General features: G+C 43.8%; 14 protein-coding genes. 7 read left to right on the top strand and 7 right to left on the bottom strand.

The window, feature by feature from the left end; translation table 11 throughout:
- Nucleotides 1–58: 58 nt before the first annotated feature.
- The 3 genes from L4C32_RS09450 to argE all read right to left on the bottom strand — a co-directional run bounded on the left by L4C32_RS09450 (nt 59) and on the right by argE (nt 4,994).
- Nucleotides 59–619, bottom strand: coding sequence for a PadR family transcriptional regulator (locus L4C32_RS09450; protein WP_428196628.1), 561 nt, complete (start codon nt 617–619; stop codon nt 59–61).
- Nucleotides 620–1,020: 401 nt separating this feature from the next.
- Nucleotides 1,021–3,651: a phosphoenolpyruvate carboxylase gene (gene ppc, locus L4C32_RS09445; RefSeq protein WP_428196627.1), complete on the bottom strand. Its 2,631-nt coding sequence runs from the start codon at nt 3,649–3,651 to the stop codon at nt 1,021–1,023.
- Between the two features lie 206 nt (nt 3,652–3,857).
- Complete coding sequence (gene argE / locus L4C32_RS09440) at nt 3,858–4,994, bottom strand: acetylornithine deacetylase (RefSeq protein WP_428196626.1); 1,137 nt, start codon at nt 4,992–4,994, stop codon at nt 3,858–3,860.
- Nucleotides 4,995–5,291: 297 nt separating this feature from the next.
- Here argE and argC point away from each other — a divergent pair, with 297 nt between their 5' ends.
- The 4 genes from argC (at nt 5,292) to argH (ending at nt 10,321) form a co-directional block, all read left to right on the top strand.
- Nucleotides 5,292–6,296 carry an N-acetyl-gamma-glutamyl-phosphate reductase gene (argC, locus tag L4C32_RS09435; protein WP_428196625.1) on the top strand — a complete coding sequence of 335 codons (1,005 nt, stop codon included), beginning with the start codon at nt 5,292–5,294 and terminating at the stop codon, nt 6,294–6,296.
- A 14-nt stretch (nt 6,297–6,310) separates the two neighbouring features.
- Nucleotides 6,311–7,090: an acetylglutamate kinase gene (gene argB / locus L4C32_RS09430; protein WP_428196624.1), complete on the top strand. Its 780-nt coding sequence runs from the start codon at nt 6,311–6,313 to the stop codon at nt 7,088–7,090.
- Nucleotides 7,091–7,177: 87 nt separating this feature from the next.
- Nucleotides 7,178–8,395, top strand: coding sequence for an argininosuccinate synthase (locus L4C32_RS09425; RefSeq protein WP_428196623.1), 1,218 nt, complete (start codon nt 7,178–7,180; stop codon nt 8,393–8,395).
- Between the two features lie 51 nt (nt 8,396–8,446).
- Complete coding sequence (gene argH, locus L4C32_RS09420) at nt 8,447–10,321, top strand: argininosuccinate lyase (RefSeq protein ID WP_428196622.1); 1,875 nt, start codon at nt 8,447–8,449, stop codon at nt 10,319–10,321.
- A gap of 130 nt (nt 10,322–10,451) precedes the next feature.
- Here the strand turns inward: argH and L4C32_RS09415 are convergent, their stop codons facing one another.
- From L4C32_RS09415 to L4C32_RS09405, 3 genes are all read right to left on the bottom strand, one after another.
- A complete protein-coding gene (locus tag L4C32_RS09415; RefSeq protein ID WP_428196621.1) occupies nt 10,452–10,697 on the bottom strand; it encodes a DUF3624 domain-containing protein in 246 nt (81 codons plus the stop codon).
- A 102-nt stretch (nt 10,698–10,799) separates the two neighbouring features.
- A complete protein-coding gene (locus tag L4C32_RS09410; RefSeq protein WP_428196620.1) occupies nt 10,800–12,251 on the bottom strand; it encodes a dihydrolipoyl dehydrogenase in 1,452 nt (483 codons plus the stop codon).
- Nucleotides 12,252–12,384: 133 nt separating this feature from the next.
- Nucleotides 12,385–13,113 (bottom strand): glutathione peroxidase, encoded by a 729-nt coding sequence (locus tag L4C32_RS09405; protein ID WP_428196619.1) that lies wholly within the window; start codon nt 13,111–13,113, stop codon nt 12,385–12,387.
- A gap of 160 nt (nt 13,114–13,273) precedes the next feature.
- On the opposite strand from L4C32_RS09405, the gene oxyR reads away from it, so the two are divergent.
- Nucleotides 13,274–14,176, top strand: a complete 903-nt coding sequence (gene oxyR, locus L4C32_RS09400; RefSeq protein ID WP_428196618.1) for a DNA-binding transcriptional regulator OxyR — start codon at nt 13,274–13,276, stop codon at nt 14,174–14,176.
- Between the two features lie 60 nt (nt 14,177–14,236).
- Here oxyR and L4C32_RS09395 read toward each other — a convergent pair whose 3' ends face one another.
- Nucleotides 14,237–16,735 carry a penicillin-binding protein 1A gene (locus tag L4C32_RS09395; protein WP_428196617.1) on the bottom strand — a complete coding sequence of 833 codons (2,499 nt, stop codon included), beginning with the start codon at nt 16,733–16,735 and terminating at the stop codon, nt 14,237–14,239.
- Nucleotides 16,736–16,878: 143 nt separating this feature from the next.
- Between L4C32_RS09395 and pilM the strand changes: the two genes are divergently transcribed.
- Together pilM and L4C32_RS09385 are read left to right on the top strand one after the other, a co-directional pair.
- Entirely contained in the window at nt 16,879–17,766 is an 888-nt protein-coding gene (gene pilM / locus L4C32_RS09390; RefSeq protein WP_489672085.1) for a type IV pilus biogenesis protein PilM, read from the top strand.
- Complete coding sequence (locus tag L4C32_RS09385; protein WP_428196615.1) at nt 17,753–18,313, top strand: PilN domain-containing protein; 561 nt, start codon at nt 17,753–17,755, stop codon at nt 18,311–18,313. The genes pilM and L4C32_RS09385 overlap by 14 nt, the downstream gene beginning before the upstream one ends.
- Nucleotides 18,314–18,327 lie beyond the last annotated feature (14 nt).

Here is an 18,327-nt window from a genome sequence, read left to right as displayed (position 1 = left end):
ATAACAAATGAAAAAAAGGGGTTGAACAATGTTCAACCCCTTTTTTTATTAAAAAACCTTAAACAGCAATAGCAGTTGGTGAATCAAGATGTTTTAATTCGTTCATGACTTCTTCTGCCCATACTATCCAACCTTGTCGTTCAATAATATTTCGGCGTAGAGTCAAGCGCTCTAAACGAGCTTGTCGATTCAACAGAGAGGGCGATGAAAAATGCGTCTCTTCAATACTTCTGTAGTTATTTAATAGTGATTTCGACTCTTCAATTAATGAAGCGAGTTGAAATTGCATCGGTTCGGAATTGTATATTTCACAAACGAGTAACTTGGCTGTGAATTCATCACGAATCGTAGAGTGGAATGTTGGCTCTTGGAACCATTGAAATAAGCTCTCTTTACCTGCCTCGGTAATAGAATACACCTTACGGTCAGGCTTTCCTTGCTGTGGAATTAAAATACAAGTGACCAACTCATTAGAAGCCATTTTATTTAATTCGCGATATACCTGCTGGTGACTCGCTTTCCAGAAGTAACCAATACTCTGCGAAAACTCTTTAGTTATGTCGTATCCAGTGGCGTCTTTTGTACTTAATACTGTTAAAATTACATGTGGTAGTGACATGTTCTCTATCCCTTTAATGTGAAAGTGTATCTCCGCGCGTCCTTGTGCTCTTCGTCACTTCAGCCAAAATAAAGGACTTCATTATTTTGGTGTTGAACGTGAAATTGCGGTAATTTTATTATTTACATATATAGTTATGGCATCAATAATGCTCAAAAGCTACTTTTTGTTCATATTGTTCATGTATTATTATTTATTATAGAACCGAGCAAAGCAATTAAAATTAATGATTGTTTATCAATTGCCTACTCTGAAGCTTATATCAACTCGTACGCATTAGGTAGAATAGGGATCACTATATTGATTTTTTTTTGACAAAATACTCATTAATTTCATTTTATAAATTAAAACCACCCCGATTTGGGGTGGCTTTTCCTTTTCCACGAAATTTTATCCTGTCGTTATCCTGTATTTCTCATTCCAGTAGCTATTCCTGCAATAGTAACCATTAGTGCCTCTTCAAGATCCTGTGATGTCGTGGATTGATGGCGAGTGCGGTAAAGTAATTCAGCTTGTAACATATTAAGAGGCTCAACATAGATATTTCTTAAACGAATGGCTTCTTGCCCCCAAGGATTACTTGCCATTAAATGATCAGAATTCTCAACATTTAATACTGACGTTATATCTTTATTTAATTGCGCTCTTAATCGTTCGCCAAGTGGCCATAAAGAGGGGTCAGTGAGTCGTTGATCGTAATATTCGGAAATTGAGGCGTTGGTTTTTGCATAGACCATTTCAAGCATGCCTAAGCGAGTAGAGAAAAACGGCCAAGTTCGACACATCTCTTCAAGCTCGGATTGATGGCCGTGGTCGACTGCGTGTTGTATCCCTTCTCCTGCTCCCAACCATGCTGGTAACAAGAGTCTGTTTTGGCTCCATGAAAAAATCCAAGGGATCGCTCTTAATGATTCGACGCCCCCGTTAGGGTTTCTTTTTGCAGGACGAGATCCTAAAGGCAGTTTTCCGAGCTCTAACTCAGGAGTGGCTGCTCGAAAGTAGGGAACAAAATCGGGTTCACCTTGCACAACATCTCGATAGGCTTTGCATGACACATCAGAAATAGTGTTCATCAGTTCATACCAAGCGTGCTTAGGTGCAGGTGGCGGCAGTAAGTTTGCTTCTAAGATGGCACTGGCGTACAAGTTAAAGCTGTTTACTGCAATATCAGGGAGGCCAAGTTTAAAACGGATCATCTCTCCCTGCTCTGTCACTCTTAATCCACCTTTTAAGCTTTTTGGTGGCTGAGAAAGCAATGCGGCGTGAGCAGGAGCACCACCACGGCCAATGGTTCCGCCTCGACCATGGAATAGCCTTAGTTCAACATCCGCACTTTCACACACTTCAACTAACGCTTCCATCGCAGTATATTGCGCCCATCCAGCGGCCATAACACCAGCATCTTTGGCGGAATCAGAATAACCGATCATCACCATTTGATAGTTTTGGATAAAGCCACGATACCAATCAATATCTAGTAGCTGTTTGATCACTGACTCAGCGTTTTGCAGATCGTCTAAGGTCTCAAACAGTGGGCAGACATCCATTCTAAAAGAGCAACCAGTCTCTTGCAGCAGTAAATGGACAGCCAGCACATCTGATGCTGTACGAGCCATTGAAATAACATAAGCACCGAGAGCTTCACGAGGTTGATGAGCAATCACCCTGCAGGTATCCAGCACCTCTTGCACGTCATCTGATGGCTGCCAATTATTGGGAATCAATGGGCGTTTTGAACTGAGTTCATTCACTAAAAATGAAATTTTATCTTGCTCACTCCACTGTTGATAATCACCGATTCCGAGGTAACGGGTCAGCTCTGACAGCACATTGGCGTGACGCGTACTCTCTTGGCGTATATCAAGTCGAACAAGGTGAACTCCAAAGGTTTTAATTCTTCTTAGAGTATCTAATAGCGACCCTTCTGCAATGATGGCCATGCCACATTGGTGAAGCGATTGGTAACAGGCATACAAAGGAGTCCATAATTGATCAACCGAGGTTAAAATTTCTTTATTGCCCGTTGGTTGGTTATTGATTTGTGCATCCAGATGATCAAGCGTGTTATGCAGAAGAGTACGGAGCTGTTTTAAGACGGCACGGTAAGGTTCGTGTGCATCACCAGCTAATGCACGAATGGCATCGTTAGCTTTTACCATAGAGAGTTCGTTGATTAAATCTTGAATATCTTCCAAGTAGAGATCAGCGGCTTTCCAGCGAGAGAGTAAGAGTACCTCTTTGGTGACGGTATGAGTGACAAACGGATTGCCATCACGATCGCCACACATCCATGAAGAGAAGTGCAGTGGTTTCGCATCGATAGGTAAACCTTGGTGTAAATGGTTCTTTAACTTGTCATCAAAATCTCTTAAAAAATCAGGCACTGCTTGCCATAGTGAGTTCTCAATAACGGCAAACCCCCATTTTGCTTCATCAAGCGGGGTTGGGCGCTGCTTTCTAATAACATCGGAGTGCCAAGACTGTGCAATAAGTTGTTCTAGGCGACGTTCAACTTTGGTGCGTTCGCTGAATGAGAGATCCGTTAATTCCAATTCAGAGAGACACTTATTAATCTGCACAAACTTATGAATGGTGGTGCGACGAGCGATCTCAGTAGGGTGCGCGGTGAGTACCAATTCAATGTCTAACTCATTTATTGCTTGGCTAATATCAGATTGATTAACATTGTTTTGCGACAACTTTGCAAACAGGCTATTAATGACATCTGGCTCACAGATCTGCTCTTCACAGTGTCTTGAGATCGTGTGGTACTGTTCGGCCATATTGGTGAGATTTAGAAATTGACTGAAGGCACGAGCTACAGGAGTAAGCTGTTCATCTGATAGGTGTTTAATGTCATCAATGAGCAAATCACGATCACTGCTACTACCAGCTTGAGCTGATTTGGAACGCTGGCGAATACCTTCTATCTTATTAAACAGCTCTTCTCCGTGCGCATCACGAATTGTATTTCCAAGAAGTTGTCCAAGCATGTTGACATTACTGGTAAGTGCACCGTATTTTCCATTCATAATTGCATCCTATTGTGTAACTTAATTACATGACTTGTTGGTTTAGTAACTTAATTTAGCGAAAATAAGCCGTGTTGGTCAAACTTTGTCTGAGGTTAGCGCGATAAAAGCGAGAGATAGGTAATAATATGCTGTGTAATACCACCTTTTGTGAAATTAAATTTCAGTTAATGTGTAACAAAAGGTGGTGAATGGAATGGCGTAAATTAGAAACAGTATTTGTGAACCAGTTTATTGAGTAGGCTAATTGTCGGGTCGATGAACGACATAGCGAGGAACTCGTCGGGTTGATGCGCTTGCTCTATGGATCCTGGCCCTAAGACAAGAGTAGGGCAAAGCTGTTGTAAGAACGGCGCTTCTGTACAGTAGTTAACGGTTTCTGCTTGTTGCTGACAGATTGCTTCAACCCCTGAAATAATTGCACTGTCTGCGTTGCATTCATAACCTGGAATCGGGGTGTGTAGAGGCGTAACTTCGATGCACCCTGGCCACTGTTCTTCGATCTCTTTAAGGGCTCCTTTTAGCATATTGTCGAGACCATCCAGGCTGATACCTGGGAGTGGACGTACATCATAGTGAAGCTCACAACAGCCACAAATTCGATTGGCACTATCACCTCCATGGATATGACCTAGATTTAACGTCGGAGATGGGATAGTAAAGCCGGGGTGATGATACTCTTTGATTAACTTATCTTTTAAAGCGATCAGCGCAAACATCACTTGATTCATGATCTCTAAGGCGTTAATACCGCGAGCGGGATCTGAGGAGTGTCCAGATTTTCCGGTGATTCTTACCGCGTTCGCCACATGCCCTTTGTGTCCACGGATAGGCACTAAGCTGGTGGGCTCTCCAATAATACAGTAATCAGGTTTGATGACGGTATTCTCAGTGAAATGGCGGGCACCTAACATGCTGGTCTCTTCATCGCAGGTTGCCAATATATAAAGTGGTTTTTGTTGCTTGCTCCACTCGTGCTCTCTGACTGCTTCAAGAATGAAGGCAAAAAAGCCTTTCATATCTGCAGTCCCTAAGCCATAGAAACGGTTGTTAGCTTCGGTCACGGTATGAGGGTCAAAGTTCCATCGACCTTCATCGAAGGGGACGGTATCGGTATGACCCGCAAGCAGTAACCCTCCCTCACCACTGCCTTTTTTGGCGAGTAGATTCTGTTTTCCACTGGCCACTTGTTCAATCTCTACCTCAAAACCAAGATCAGTAAACCATTGAGCTAAAATGGAGATAACGGGCTCATTACTCTGGTCCCATTTAGCATCAGTAGAGCTAATGGAAGAGGTAGAAATCAACCCTTGGTAAATATCAATAAAAGCAGGAATTTTCATTTAATCGCACATCCACTGTTGACAGGAATTCAATAACGCTGTAAAACACATATTAACGCACAAAAAGTGCATAAAAATCTAATTTATTTTTTGATTAACTCGGACGTTGATCATCATACGCTAAACCAAGGATTACCAGTTAATGAACCAAACGAACCCGCTACTACAAGATACCCTCCGACGACGCCAAGTCTAATTTCGTTTGGTGCAGCCCTCTGCACGCTTTATCGCCAGTAACAGGAACATCGTTACTTGCACCTCCAAGATACACCATCAAGAAAACAATACGGAAATACTATGTTGAATACCACAATTATCGGTGCGAGCGGTTACACCGGAGCTGAACTTGCGGTTTTGGTTAACAAACACCCACAATTGACCTTGTCAGGACTCTACGTTTCGGCCAATAGCCTTGATGCGAATAAGCCGATCAGTGAGCTTCATGGACACTTGAAAGGGGTGATTGATAGCCCACTACTCCCTTTGATTGATATGAATAAAATTGCAAAAGAGAGTGACATCATTCTGTTAGCAACGGCACATGAAGTGAGTCATGACATTGCCACACACTTTCTTGACAATGAGTGCGTTGTGTTTGATTTATCCGGCGCATTTAGGGTGCAAAAAGAGAATTTCTACCAAGATTTTTATGGTTTCGAACACCAGCACCAGCAGTGGTTAGACAATGCAGTATATGGGCTGGCAGAGTGGAATCAAGCATCGATAGCCAAAGCACAACTGATAGCGGTTCCTGGTTGCTACCCTACGGCGTCACAGCTGGCACTTAAGCCTCTTATTGAAAATAACCTTCTTGATTTGACCCAGTGGCCTGTGATTAACGCAACCAGTGGTGTGACTGGAGCAGGACGTAAAGCATCAATCAGCAGTAGCTTTTGTGAAGTGAGTTTACAGCCCTATGGTGTGTTTGCGCATCGTCATCAGCCAGAGATTGCTGCCCATTTAGGCTGTGACGTTATTTTTACGCCACATTTGGGCAACTTTAAGCGTGGCATTCTCGCCACGATTACTACGAAGCTGGCAAAAGGGGTGACTCAGCAGCAGGTTGATGAAGCCTTTACTCAGAGCTACCAGCAACAACCAGCTGTACGTCTTCTTTCGGATACGATGCCTTCAATTAAAAATGTTGCTCAGACACCTTATTGTGATTTGGGTTGGAAAGTACAAGGTGAGCATCTGATTATTGTCTCTGCCATCGACAACTTATTAAAAGGGGCATCGAGTCAGGCGATGCAGTGCATAAATATTCGTTACGGTTTTCCAGTATTAACGGCGTTGGTTTAGAGAAGGATAGAGATATGAGTCAGATACCATTAGTGATTAAGTTAGGCGGCGCCGCACTCTCTTCAACGGAGACGTTGAGCAAGCTGTTTGCGGCGATTAATCAATACCAACAATCTTCGCAAAGAGCGCTTGTGGTTGTTCATGGTGGGGGTTACTTAGTCGATGAGTTGATGAAGAAAATGCAACTCAAGACAGTGAAAAAAGAGGGTTTACGTGTCACTCCGTATGACCAAATCCCATATATTGCTGGCGCACTAGCGGGCACCGCGAATAAGTTACTGCAAGCAGAAGCGATAAAAAGTGGCGTGAACTCTGTTGGTTTAAGTTTGGCGGATGGCGGTTTATGTCAGATAACCGAGTTAGATCCTGAGTTAGGTGCGGTAGGAAAAGCAGCACCGGGAAATGCCGCACTGCTTAATGCAATCTTAGCAACAGGTATTGTGCCAATCATTAGCTCTATCGGAATTACCGCTGAAGGCCAAATGATGAATGTGAATGCTGATCAAGCGGCTGTTGCCGTTGCCGCAGCCCTTGAAGGGGACTTGGTTCTGCTTTCAGATGTGAGCGGAGTGTTAGATGGCAAAGGAAAATTGTTAGCTAGCTTAGATGCTAGTCAGTCTGAAGCCTTGATTACAGGAAAAGTGGTCACTGATGGAATGATAGTCAAAGTAAGGGCCGCAGTGGAAGCTGCACAATCTCTTGGACGACCAATTGAAGTAGCGACTTGGCGATACCCTGAGAAGCTGACAGAACTGTTTGATGGAAAGAGTATCGGAACCCAGTTTTTACCTTAGTCATTAAGACGGAAAAGTGTAAAGAATCTAATTTAAAGCGTAAAACCCTCACGGATTGACCGTCTGAGTGGACCAAGGAGAAATACAATGAGTAAAGTTGAAGTTAAAAAAGTAGTCGTAGCTTATTCTGGCGGTCTAGATACCTCAGTGATCATTCCATGGCTAAAAGAGAACTACCACTGTGAAGTTGTGGCTTTTGTCGCGGATGTTGGGCAGGGTGATGAGGAGCTCGAAGGGATTGAAGCAAAAGCGATCGCCTCTGGTGCATCCTCGTGTTTCATTGCTGACTTAAAAGAGGAGATGGTGGCTGATTATATCTATCCTACTCTGAAAACCGGTGCCCTCTATGAAGGTAAATATCTATTGGGTACTTCAATGGCTCGTCCTATTATTGCTAAAGCTCAGGTTGAGTGTGCACTGGAAGTAGGCGCTGACGCCCTTTGTCATGGCTGTACGGGTAAAGGAAACGATCAAGTACGTTTTGAAGGCGCATTTGCAGCTCTTGCTCCTGAACTGCATGTTATTGCACCTTGGCGTGAGTGGGATTTGGTTAGCCGTGAAGAGTGCCTAGATTACTTAGCGGAGAGAGACATTCCTTGCACGGCTTCATTGACTAAGATTTACTCTCGTGACGCCAACGCATGGCACATCTCAACAGAAGGTGGTGTGTTAGAAGATACTTGGAATCAACCAGATGACGATTGCTGGGCGTGGACGACCTCTCCAGAGCAAGCGCCAAATGAATCTGAGCTTGTGACCTTGAAGGTTGAAAATGGCGAAGTGGTTGCGGTTGATGGCGAAACGATGACGCCATATAACGCACTGGTTTATCTCAATGATAAAGGGGCTAAACACGGTGTTGGTCGTATCGATATTGTTGAAAACCGTTTAGTCGGCATGAAATCACGTGGTTGTTATGAAACACCAGGTGGAGCAATTATGATGGAAGCGTTGCGTGCTGTTGAGCAATTGGTTCTGGACAAAAGTGCGTATGAATTCCGTGAAGAGTTAGGCCTAAAAGCCTCGCATTTAGTATATGATGGTCGTTGGTTTACACCGTTATGTGACTCAATTCTCGCAGCATCTGCAGAGTTGGCAAAAGATGTGAACGGAGAGGTAGTAATTAAGCTGTATAAAGGTCAAGCGACGGTTGTACAGAAGCGTTCGCCAAACAGCTTATATTGTGAAGAGTTTGCAACCTTTGGTGAAGATGAAGTTTACGACCAAAGCCATGCTGGTGGTTTTATTCGTCTCTATGCACTTTCAAGCAGAATCCGTACACTGAACAAACATAAAAACAGTTAATCATATTCACGACGCATTGAAGCAGCAGAAATAGGCAATAGGAGAAATACAATGGCATTATGGGGCGGGCGGTTTAGTCAAGCAGCAGACACACGGTTTAAGCAGTTTAACGATTCACTTCGTTTTGACTACCGACTAGCCGAGCAAGACATCGTAGGTTCTATTGCCTGGTCAAAAGCACTGCGAGCAGTCAATGTTATTTCTGAACAGGAACAGCAAAAACTTGAGTTAGCGCTGAATGAGTTGAAGCTCGCGGTGATGGAAGATCCTGAGCAGATTTTGCTGTCCGATGCAGAAGATATTCATAGCTGGGTAGAGCAGCAGTTGATCAGCAAAGTGGGTGATTTAGGTAAAAAACTGCACACTGGACGTTCACGTAATGATCAAGTGGCGACCGATTTAAAATTATGGTGTCGTCAACAGGGCCAACAGCTTTTATTGACCTTGGATAAACTGTTAAGTCAACTGGTTAACGTAGCACAAGCTCATCAAGGCACAGTGCTTCCTGGTTATACGCATTTACAGCGCGCTCAACCGGTGACCTTTGCTCATTGGTGTTTAGCGTATGTAGAGATGTTTGAGCGTGATTACTCTCGTATGGAAGATGCGATAAAGCGCCTCGATACCTGCCCGTTAGGTTCTGGCGCATTAGCGGGAACGGCTTACCCGATGGATCGTGAAGAGCTGGCTCATAATTTAGGCTTCCGCCGTGCGACAAGAAACAGTTTAGACTCTGTTTCCGATCGTGATCACGTGATGGAGCTGCTCTCTGTTGCTTCAATTTCAATGCTTCATCTTTCGCGTTTAGCTGAAGATATGATCTTCTACAACTCGGGTGAGTCCAATTTCATTGAGTTAGCAGATACGGTGACCTCTGGTTCTTCGTTGATGCCGCAAAAGAAAAACCCAGATGCATTAGAGTTAATACGTGGCAAGTGTGGACGTGTTTATGCCTCAATGGCTGGCATGATGATGACTGTTAAAGCTCTGCCTCTTGCTTATAACAAAGATATGCAAGAAGACAAAGAGGGGCTGTTTGATGCGTTAGATACGTGGAATGACTGCATGGAGATGGCCGGACTCTGCTTTGAAGGTATTAAAGTGAATGGGGAGCGTACGCTTGAAGCGGCGCAACAAGGTTACGCTAACTCGACTGAACTGGCTGATTACCTCGTTGCTAAGGGGATCCCTTTTCGTGAAGCGCACCATATTGTTGGTGTCGCAGTGGTTGGCGCGATTGATAAAGGGTGCGCGTTGGAGGAGTTATCACTGGATGAGCTTAAGCTGTTCTCTGAGGTGATAGACGAAGATGTGTACGCCATTTTAACCATTGAATCTTGTCTTGAGAAACGTAATGCCTTGGGTGGCGTCGCTCCTCAACAGGTAGAGTATGCGGTTAATCAAGCTCAGGTTCGTCTGGATCAGCGTGATTCTGCGGGAGTTAAGGTTCGATCAGCACGCTTAACGGATCTCGATGCACTAGAAGGCATGGTGGCTTACTGGGCAGGGTTAGGTGAAAACTTACCTAGAACTCGCAATGAGTTAGTGCGTGATATTGGCTCGTTTGCTGTTGCTGAGCATCATGGAGAGGTCACTGGCTGTGCATCTCTGTATGTTTATGATTCTGGTTTAGCAGAAATTCGTTCTCTAGGGATCGAAGCAGGCTGGCAAGGTCAAGGGCAAGGTACAGCAGTGGTGCAATACCTCGTTGAGAAAGCCAAACAGATGGCGATTAAAAAGGTCTTTGTGTTAACTCGAGTACCTGAATTCTTTATGAAGTTAGATTTCATGCCGACATCAAAAATGCTGTTGCCTGAAAAGGTCCTTAAAGATTGCGAACAGTGCCCACGTCAACACGCCTGTGACGAAGTAGCCTTAGAAGTGAACCCAAACGAGCAAATTATAGCTAAAAAGCAGGTTGCCTAAATAAAATTGAAATTCTATGAACTTTTTTGATTATTCGCACTCTTAGTTATACTGCTTTTTCTTAGAATGCGAATCTCTAAGTAACCCCATCGTCGACTTGTTGAACAAGTATTGATGTTGGGGTTTTATTTTATCTGCTGTTTTTTTTTGACCACAAATAGAGCGCAATCACTAAGTGGAGTGCCAACAGTGCACTAAAAATAGCGGAAGCACTGAATGCGGTAATGGCTTCAACCGTGAAAGGAGTATGATAAAAAAAAGTAATCCAAGTCCCCCAGCCGAGCAGACTTAAGCAGGCGAGTTGGATCATGCAGCGTTTGCAGCGACCTAGCTTTTCTTTGAATTGAAACTTACCACTACAAATCCGACAGCTCATCACATCTTCAATATCATCAATAGAGAAGGTAATTATACAAAAAATGAGCTAAAGATCTCTCATTAGCTCGTTGATTTTATCTATTGAGTCTCGCTGCGATGATTAACAACCAGGGCCACAGTCTAAGCAGTGCTTCACCATCTCTGGTCCTAAATGCAGTTTGGCATTGAGATCACGGAGTGCTGTTCTGACTCCCTCTTCTATCACTGGGTGATAAAATGGCATATCTAACATCTCTGATATGGTCATTTTACTTTGGTGTGCCCAAGCGAGTAAGTGTGCTAAGTGTTCGGCATTTGGCCCCATCATTTCGGCACCAAGGAATCGACCTGTGCCTTGCTCACCATATACGTGTAGCAAGCCTTTGTTCCTTAACATAACGCGAGAGCGCCCTTGCCCTTCAAATGAGACTTCTCCGGTTGCAAAGCAGCCACAAGTGCCTAATCGGGTTGTGATCTCTTTATAGCTCTCACCCACCATGGCAATTTGTGGATCGGTAAATACCGCTGAAATTTTAGATCGTCTGAGTCCTGCACGGATCTGTGGGTGACGTCCTGCATTATCCCCAGCAATACGCGCTTGGTCAGCCGCTTCGTGTAGCAGTGGAAGCTGGTTACTGGCATCTCCAGCGATAAAGATTGAAGGTACTGACGTCTGCATGGTGTAGTAATCAGCCGTTGGTACACCACGTTCATCAAGTAAAAGTGAGGTATTTTCAATATCAAGTTTATCAACATTTGGACGACGGCCTGTGGCAGCAAGTACATAGTCGACTACTACGGTTTCTGGTTTGCCATCAAGGTTGGTAAATTTGATCTCTACGCCGTTGTCTACACGGATCATACTTTCGATTTTGACATCCGCATCCAAATAGAACTCTTGGCTAAAGGCGGTGGCGGAATAATCCATTACTGCCGGGTCAGTTAAAGGGCCGACTTGTCCACCTAAACCGAACAGTTTGGTCTTAACCCCTAGACGGTGCAGTGATTGGCCTAACTCTAAACCAATAACTCCAGGACCAAATACAGCAACAGATTGGGGCAGATCATCCCAATTAAACACATCATCATTAATGATCAAACGATCACCTAACTCATTCCAAGCCGCAGGGTAAGCTGAACGAGATCCCGTTGCAACAACGATTCGTTTGGCATTAATCGTCGTATGATTATTGACAATTAAGGTGGTGTCATTGATAAACTTTGCGAAGCCATTTATTTTATCTTCCTCTGGGATCTCATCTACCCCTTCGAGTACAAAACCAACAAAGCGGTCACGCTCACTCTTGACGCGAGCCATGACTTCACGGCCATTAATCTCAATCTCACCGTGTGGATGAATACCAAAAGCGGGAGCCTTTTCAATTTGATGAACACTTTCAGCGGCAGCAATTAGTAATTTTGATGGCATACAGCCAACACGCGCACACGTTGTACCGTATTCGCCACCCTCTATCATTACGACGCTATCGGTATGAGATTTAGCAGCACGATAGGCGCCTAGACCTGCAGTACCGCCACCAATTATTGCGACATCAACGTTCACTGTTTTCATACTGCTTCTCTCTATTTATTCTGCACAATGGCTGATTAGTTACGTGACTTAATGAGTGTATTTCAGGAGTTGCTATGGCTTTATTAGAGCCATAGCTTTTGAGTTATGATAGCTCTTGGACTATCGTAGCTTTTTAGCTTAAGTAGCTCTCAAGTTCCTCACTGCCACCAATGTGTTTTCCGCCAATAAAGATTTGAGGAACGGTACTACGACCAGTGATAGCACGAAGGCTTACTGTTGTTGCATCTTTACCCAAAATCACCTCTTCATATACCAAACCTTTATCAATAAGGTTCTGTTTTGCTTTGACACAGAATGGGCAACCAGGCTTAGAGAAAACCGTAATCGACTCTTGAAGTTTGTGCTGTGGTGCAATATAGCTCAGCATAGTATCGGCATCAGACACTTTGAACGGGTCGCCAGGTTCTTCGTTTTCAATGAACATTTTCTCAACAATGCCATTTTTAACTAGCATGCTGTAACGCCATGAACGAGCACCAAAACCAATATCACCTTTGTCGGTTAACATCTCCATTCCCTTGGTGAATTCACCATTTCCGTCTGGGATGAATGTGATACTTTCCGCCTCTTGCGCATCTTTCCATGCGTTCATAACAAAAGTATCATTGACTGATACACACAACACATCATCGACACCGTGTTCTGCGAAAACAGATTTTAGCTCGTTATAACGAGGCAGGTGGCTTGATGAACATGTTGGTGTAAACGCGCCTGGCAAGCTAAAGACGATAACGGTCTTATTTTCGAAAAGCTCATCAGTGGTCACGTCAACCCAAGCATCACCTTGACGAGTGTGAAAAGTGACTTGAGGAACCGCGTGGCCTTCTTTTGATGCGAACATAATAGGATTTCCTTTTATTAATTATTGTTTAGTTCAACTGGAGTATCTGCTTATCAGCTCCGTTTTGATGTGATGATTATCTGCATTTTATGTTGATAGTTCTAATCGTTTGCTGTTATTGTTTTGATAGTTATTACCTATCAAAGATAGTGAGGGATTGGTGAACATTCGTGACTTTGAATATTTAGTGGCACTTTCTGAGCACAAGCATTTTCGAAAAGCGGCGGAAGCGTGTTTTGTTAGTCAGCCAACCTTAAGCGGCCAAATTAAAAAATTAGAGCAGGATGTCGGTGTTGCATTGCTTGAGAGAAGCAGTCGTCGAGTGTTGTTTACCGATGCAGGTATGCAGCTGATTGAGCAGGCTAAGCGAATTCTAAGAGAGGTGAATACCTTTAGTGAGCTAGCCAGCCAGCAGGGAAAAGAGATGGCTGGGCCACTGCATATAGGTTTTATCCCAACGGTTGGACCTTACCTATTACCGCATATTGTCCCACTGCTTAGAGAGCGATTCCCCGATCTTGAGCTATTTCTGCATGAAGACCAAACTCATAAACTAGTGCAACAATTAGAGGATGGAAAGTTAGACTGCTTAGTTCTGGCATCTGTAAACGAAACGTCTCCGTTTATAGAAGTCCCCGTTTATAATGAACCTATGATGTTGGCGGTACCGTGTCAACATGAGTGGGCTCAGCAAGACAGTGTGGATATGAGTCGGTTAGATGGTCATACGGTACTTATGTTAGGTGATGGCCACTGCTTACGAGATCAAGCGTTAGGTTTTTGCTTCGCAGCGGGAGCAAAAGATGATCAACGATTTAAAGCAACCAGTTTAGAGACACTGCGTAATATGGTAGCAGCGGGTGGTGGTATTACGTTACTTCCGCAACTGGCTGTTCCGTCGGATAGAGAGAGAGATGGTGTCTGCTACCTAACGGCTCAGCACCCCGTTCCACATCGACAGATCGTCCTTGCTTATCGTCCTGGATCTCCATTGAAACCTCGTTATGAGAAGCTGGCATTCACCATTAAAGAGAAGATGAACACCATTATTGAGATTCAATAGAGATAAAAAAGGATGTCACAAGGCATCTTTTTTTCATTTTGTCCCATTGTGCAAAGAGTGTTAAAACAACTCTTCGCTTCCAGACTCTTCTGAGTAAATGGTATTACTGATCGACTCGCTTAGATATTCTGTCGGTTCAGTGCCGCTAGTAAAGTACTCAAACATAGAGCTTGAATCGTCCTTATTAGTCAATAAAGCACTCTCTCTATCAATTCGCACTTTAACGATATCAGTCGGAAGCACTTTTCTCTCAAGTGGTACGCCTTGTAGTGCGACATCCATAAAGCTTACCCAAGCGGGTTGTGCCGTCTTACCACCAGATTCGCCACCCACATTCTGCTTTTTACCCAAATTGCTGTTAGCAGTCGTTTTTCCTAAGTTTCTTGAGTGTTGATCGAAACCAACCCAAGCGGTTGCCACGATGCCAGGTGCATAACCGTTATACCATGCATCTTTTGAGGAGTTAGTGGTACCTGTTTTTCCACCAATATCACGACGTTTTAAAGCTTGCGCTCGCCAACCGGTACCGTTCCAACCTGTGCCGTTTCTCCAGTTACCGCCACCCCAAATGTTGCTGTACATCATCTCTCTTACCAGAAAGGCATTTTGGGGGCTGATCACTTTTTCAGCATGCAGGGCTTCGGGATCATCGTCGCAGCTTGAGTGACAGACGGTGGTTGGGTTTGCCTGAAATTCAAGCTCACCAAATGGACCTTCGACCTTATCAATGTAATACGGTTTCACATAGTAACCGCCATTGGCAAATACCGAGAAGCCTTGAACCATCTCAACAGGGGTTAAGCTACCAGCACCAAGGGCAATGGTTTCAGACAGTGGAAGCTCCTCTTTTTTAAATCCAAAACGAGTGAGGTAATCAATAGCATTATTGAGTCCAACTTGACGTAGTACTCGAACCGCCATGACGTTTTTAGATTGCGCTAAACCAATGCGAAGACGGGTGGGGCCCATGTAAGTTGGGGGAGAATTTTTTGGTCGCCATGCCGTACCTTGACTCTTATCCCACTTATTAATAGGAGCATCGTTAACTAGGCTTGCTAGTGTCATCCCTTCATTCAGAGCGGCAGAGTAGATAAAGGGTTTAATGCTTGAACCAACTTGACGGACCGACTGTGTCGCACGGTTAAATTTATTGTGTACAAAGTTAAAACCGCCCACTAACGAGGTAATAGCCCCATCTTGCGGATCCATTGAAACAAAAGCCGTATTGGCGACCGGAACTTGACTTAGCTGCCATTGAGTCAGGAGGTGCAGGGAAGAGTCGGTATCAGTAACACTGTTATCATCAATAGGAAGTTCCATTGGGCGAACCCAAATTTGTTGGCCAACCTCAACGATATCGGTGGCTTTGTTAGGAGCTGCTCCTTGTTTTTCATCGGTAATGTACTTTCGAGCCCACTTTAAACCATCCCACTGAATCTGTGCGTCATCGTGGTTTTTGATAACCACATGAATACTCTTATTTTCAACTTGGGTAATAACCGCTGGAAAAAGCTCACCATAGGAAGGCTGTTTGGATAGGTGTTTCACTATTTTAGCACTTTCCCAAGCGGTATCATCCGCCTGCCACAAGGTTTTGACAGCGCGGCGGTATCCGTGACGTTCATCGTAAGCTAACAAGTTGCTGATCGCCGCTTTATTCGCGGCCGTTTGCAGCGTTGAATCAACCGTGGTGTAAATGTTCATTCCTGAAGTGTAAGCAGCCTCTTCACCGAAGCGATCAACCATCCAAGCTCGAGCTACTTCCGCAACATACGGAGCGTTTAAGGCAATTTCAGCACCGTGATAATTAGAGAGAATACTCTCAGCCACCGCGTCATCATACTCCTGCTTTGTGATGTACTCTTCCGTCAGCATCCTGCCAAGTACAACATTGCGTCGAGTTGTTGCTCTATCTACAGAATAGATAGGGTTCATCGTCGAAGGGGCTTTAGGTAACCCTGCTAATACGGCGATTTCACTCAACGTAAGCTCATCCATGGTTTTACCAAAATAGACGTGAGCTGCAGCACCAAAACCGTAAGAGCGATGGCCTAAATAGATCTTGTTGACATACAGCTGCAGTATCTCTTCTTTGCTTAATAGCTGCTCAATATGAAGTGCGATGAATATCTCTTTGATTTTTCGCATTATCTTCTTTTCATTTGATAAGAAGAAGTTACGAGCAAGCTGCTGAGTAATGGTACTCGCACCCTGTTTGGCTGAACCTGATGTTACGACCACTATTGCAGCACGAGTAATACCGATAGGATCAATACCAGGGTGGTGATAATAGCGGCTATCTTCTGTTGCGATTAACGCTTCAATTAAATGGGGAGGAATCTCATCAAAAGTCAGCGGAATACGGCGCTTTTCACCAAATTGAGCGATCAATTTGCCATCACGACTGTATACCTGCATTGGGGTCTGTAGTTTTACATCTTTTAATGTAGCAACGTCTGGAAGTTCTGGTTTTACATATTGGTAAAAACCAAAAATTGTACCGACTCCAAGAATAATGCAAATCAATGTAAATGCTAAAAATAGCTTTATGAACTTCACTTGATATTTCCTGTTTGCTAATAGATGTTACGTTTCAGACTTTTGGCTGGATAGTATAAATAGAAGTGGCCAAAAAATAACGTTTTATTCAACTTAATTTTGAGAACTTACGGCACGAACGCACGCAAAGTGAGAGAAAGCCTATGTATATCACTGGACTAGAGATTGGTTTTAACGCTCTACATATGATCACCTTGAAAATGATAGGTAGGGATTATTATATCCTCCATCAAGAAAAAATTAACATTCAATCAGGAGAGCCATTATCGACAGTGTCATCGCCCCTTATTAATGCTTTAATTTTATTAAAGAAAAAGTGGCCTCTTCGAGTAGGGAGAGTGTCGTTGATCGTACCCGATAGTTATGTGTCTTGTAGACCTATACACATCAATGGCTTTATCCGTGAGACAGAGAAGTATTCAAGGGTACTTCATGTCTTTAATCAGCAGTCTGACTTTCCTATTGATGATCTGTATGTTGATATTGTTGAGCGTAGCCATCGTGAGAGCAAACAGCAAGAATTTACCGTATATGCGTTAAAAAAGGAGGTCGTCAGGGATTTTTTAAAGGCTGTAAAGCAGGCGAGGTTTATCCCTGTTTTGTTAGATTTTCACAGTAATGCTTTTCTGACTATTTGGAGGGAAATTGCTCGAAGATCGAATAAAAAGAGTGGCTGGATGCTTGTGGAGTTACATGTAGACCGATTGAAAGTGGGACTATATTGCCCTGATAATGGGGAGTATTACCGAGATTGTTCTATCACAATGGGTGATTCACCGCAGGTGCTGAATGAGCAAATCCAGCGACAAATACAACTCTACCTTGCAAGTAAGTCTACCCATCGGCTCGAAGGGATCTGGTTATTAGGAGGTAATAAGGTTATTGCCGCATGGTTAACCGAGACGGTGCAGTTACCTGTTGAAACGGTCGAACTCCCTCATTCTCATCATGATGATTTTACACTTGCCATTGGGGCGGCAATTAGCGGCAAGCGTTGGTTAGAGTTAGAGGATTCTTATGATGGCACTTAATCTTCTTCCTTGGCGTGAGACGAAACAACGACAACACAGGCGTCGATTCGTCGGTTTATTGATTGTCGGGTTGGGCATCGTTGGATTTATTCATGCTATGGGATGGCGCCATGTGAGTGACCAAGTGACTCAACAGAAGAATAAAGAGAGTCAGTTAATCGCATCTGTGAAAAGGCAAACTATTGAGCGTAAAAGAGCAGAAAAAGCGATGGGCAATAAAGAACAACTTCAACGTCGCTTATTTGATCTTACTGCGCTTCAGCAGCAAAGAAATCGCGCCACTCATCTGTTTAACCTGCTTACTGCCTCGTTACCTAGAGGGGTTTTTATTACTGGTGTCACGTTGGAGGAGTGGCGGTTAACTCTGTCTGGATACAGTGACACCGCGATTCAATTCACTCAACTGGTGGCAACGCTTGAAGGTAACCCATGGATTAATAATATCAATATTCATTATTTGCGAAGTAAGACTCTGAAGCTTGAGTTACAACAGCACTTTTCACTCTCCCTTACTATCTTGCCAAACTTTACCCATGACGATGTTTAAACCAATGGAACTCG

Source organism: Aliivibrio kagoshimensis, from assembly GCF_050337105.1.
GTDB lineage: Bacteria > Pseudomonadota > Gammaproteobacteria > Enterobacterales > Vibrionaceae > Aliivibrio_A > Aliivibrio_A kagoshimensis.
The sequence above is the reverse complement of the archived record's forward strand: the minus strand, read 5'-3'. Positions and strand labels throughout refer to the sequence as shown.

Coding starts and splice junctions, on each gene's coding strand:
- argC (WP_428196625.1), top strand. CDS start 5,292: ATGTTGAATACCACAATTATCGGTGCGAGCGGTTACACCGGAGCTGAA.
- argE (WP_428196626.1), bottom strand. CDS start 4,994: ATGAAAATTCCTGCTTTTATTGATATTTACCAAGGGTTGATTTCTACC.
- L4C32_RS09415 (WP_428196621.1), bottom strand. CDS start 10,697: ATGAGCTGTCGGATTTGTAGTGGTAAGTTTCAATTCAAAGAAAAGCTA.
- pilM (WP_489672085.1), top strand. CDS start 16,879: ATGTATATCACTGGACTAGAGATTGGTTTTAACGCTCTACATATGATC.
- argB (WP_428196624.1), top strand. CDS start 6,311: ATGAGTCAGATACCATTAGTGATTAAGTTAGGCGGCGCCGCACTCTCT.
- L4C32_RS09405 (WP_428196619.1), bottom strand. CDS start 13,113: ATGTTCGCATCAAAAGAAGGCCACGCGGTTCCTCAAGTCACTTTTCAC.
- argH (WP_428196622.1), top strand. CDS start 8,447: ATGGCATTATGGGGCGGGCGGTTTAGTCAAGCAGCAGACACACGGTTT.
- L4C32_RS09385 (WP_428196615.1), top strand. CDS start 17,753: ATGATGGCACTTAATCTTCTTCCTTGGCGTGAGACGAAACAACGACAA.
- L4C32_RS09425 (WP_428196623.1), top strand. CDS start 7,178: ATGAGTAAAGTTGAAGTTAAAAAAGTAGTCGTAGCTTATTCTGGCGGT.
- L4C32_RS09410 (WP_428196620.1), bottom strand. CDS start 12,251: ATGAAAACAGTGAACGTTGATGTCGCAATAATTGGTGGCGGTACTGCA.
- ppc (WP_428196627.1), bottom strand. CDS start 3,651: ATGAATGGAAAATACGGTGCACTTACCAGTAATGTCAACATGCTTGGA.
- L4C32_RS09450 (WP_428196628.1), bottom strand. CDS start 619: ATGTCACTACCACATGTAATTTTAACAGTATTAAGTACAAAAGACGCC.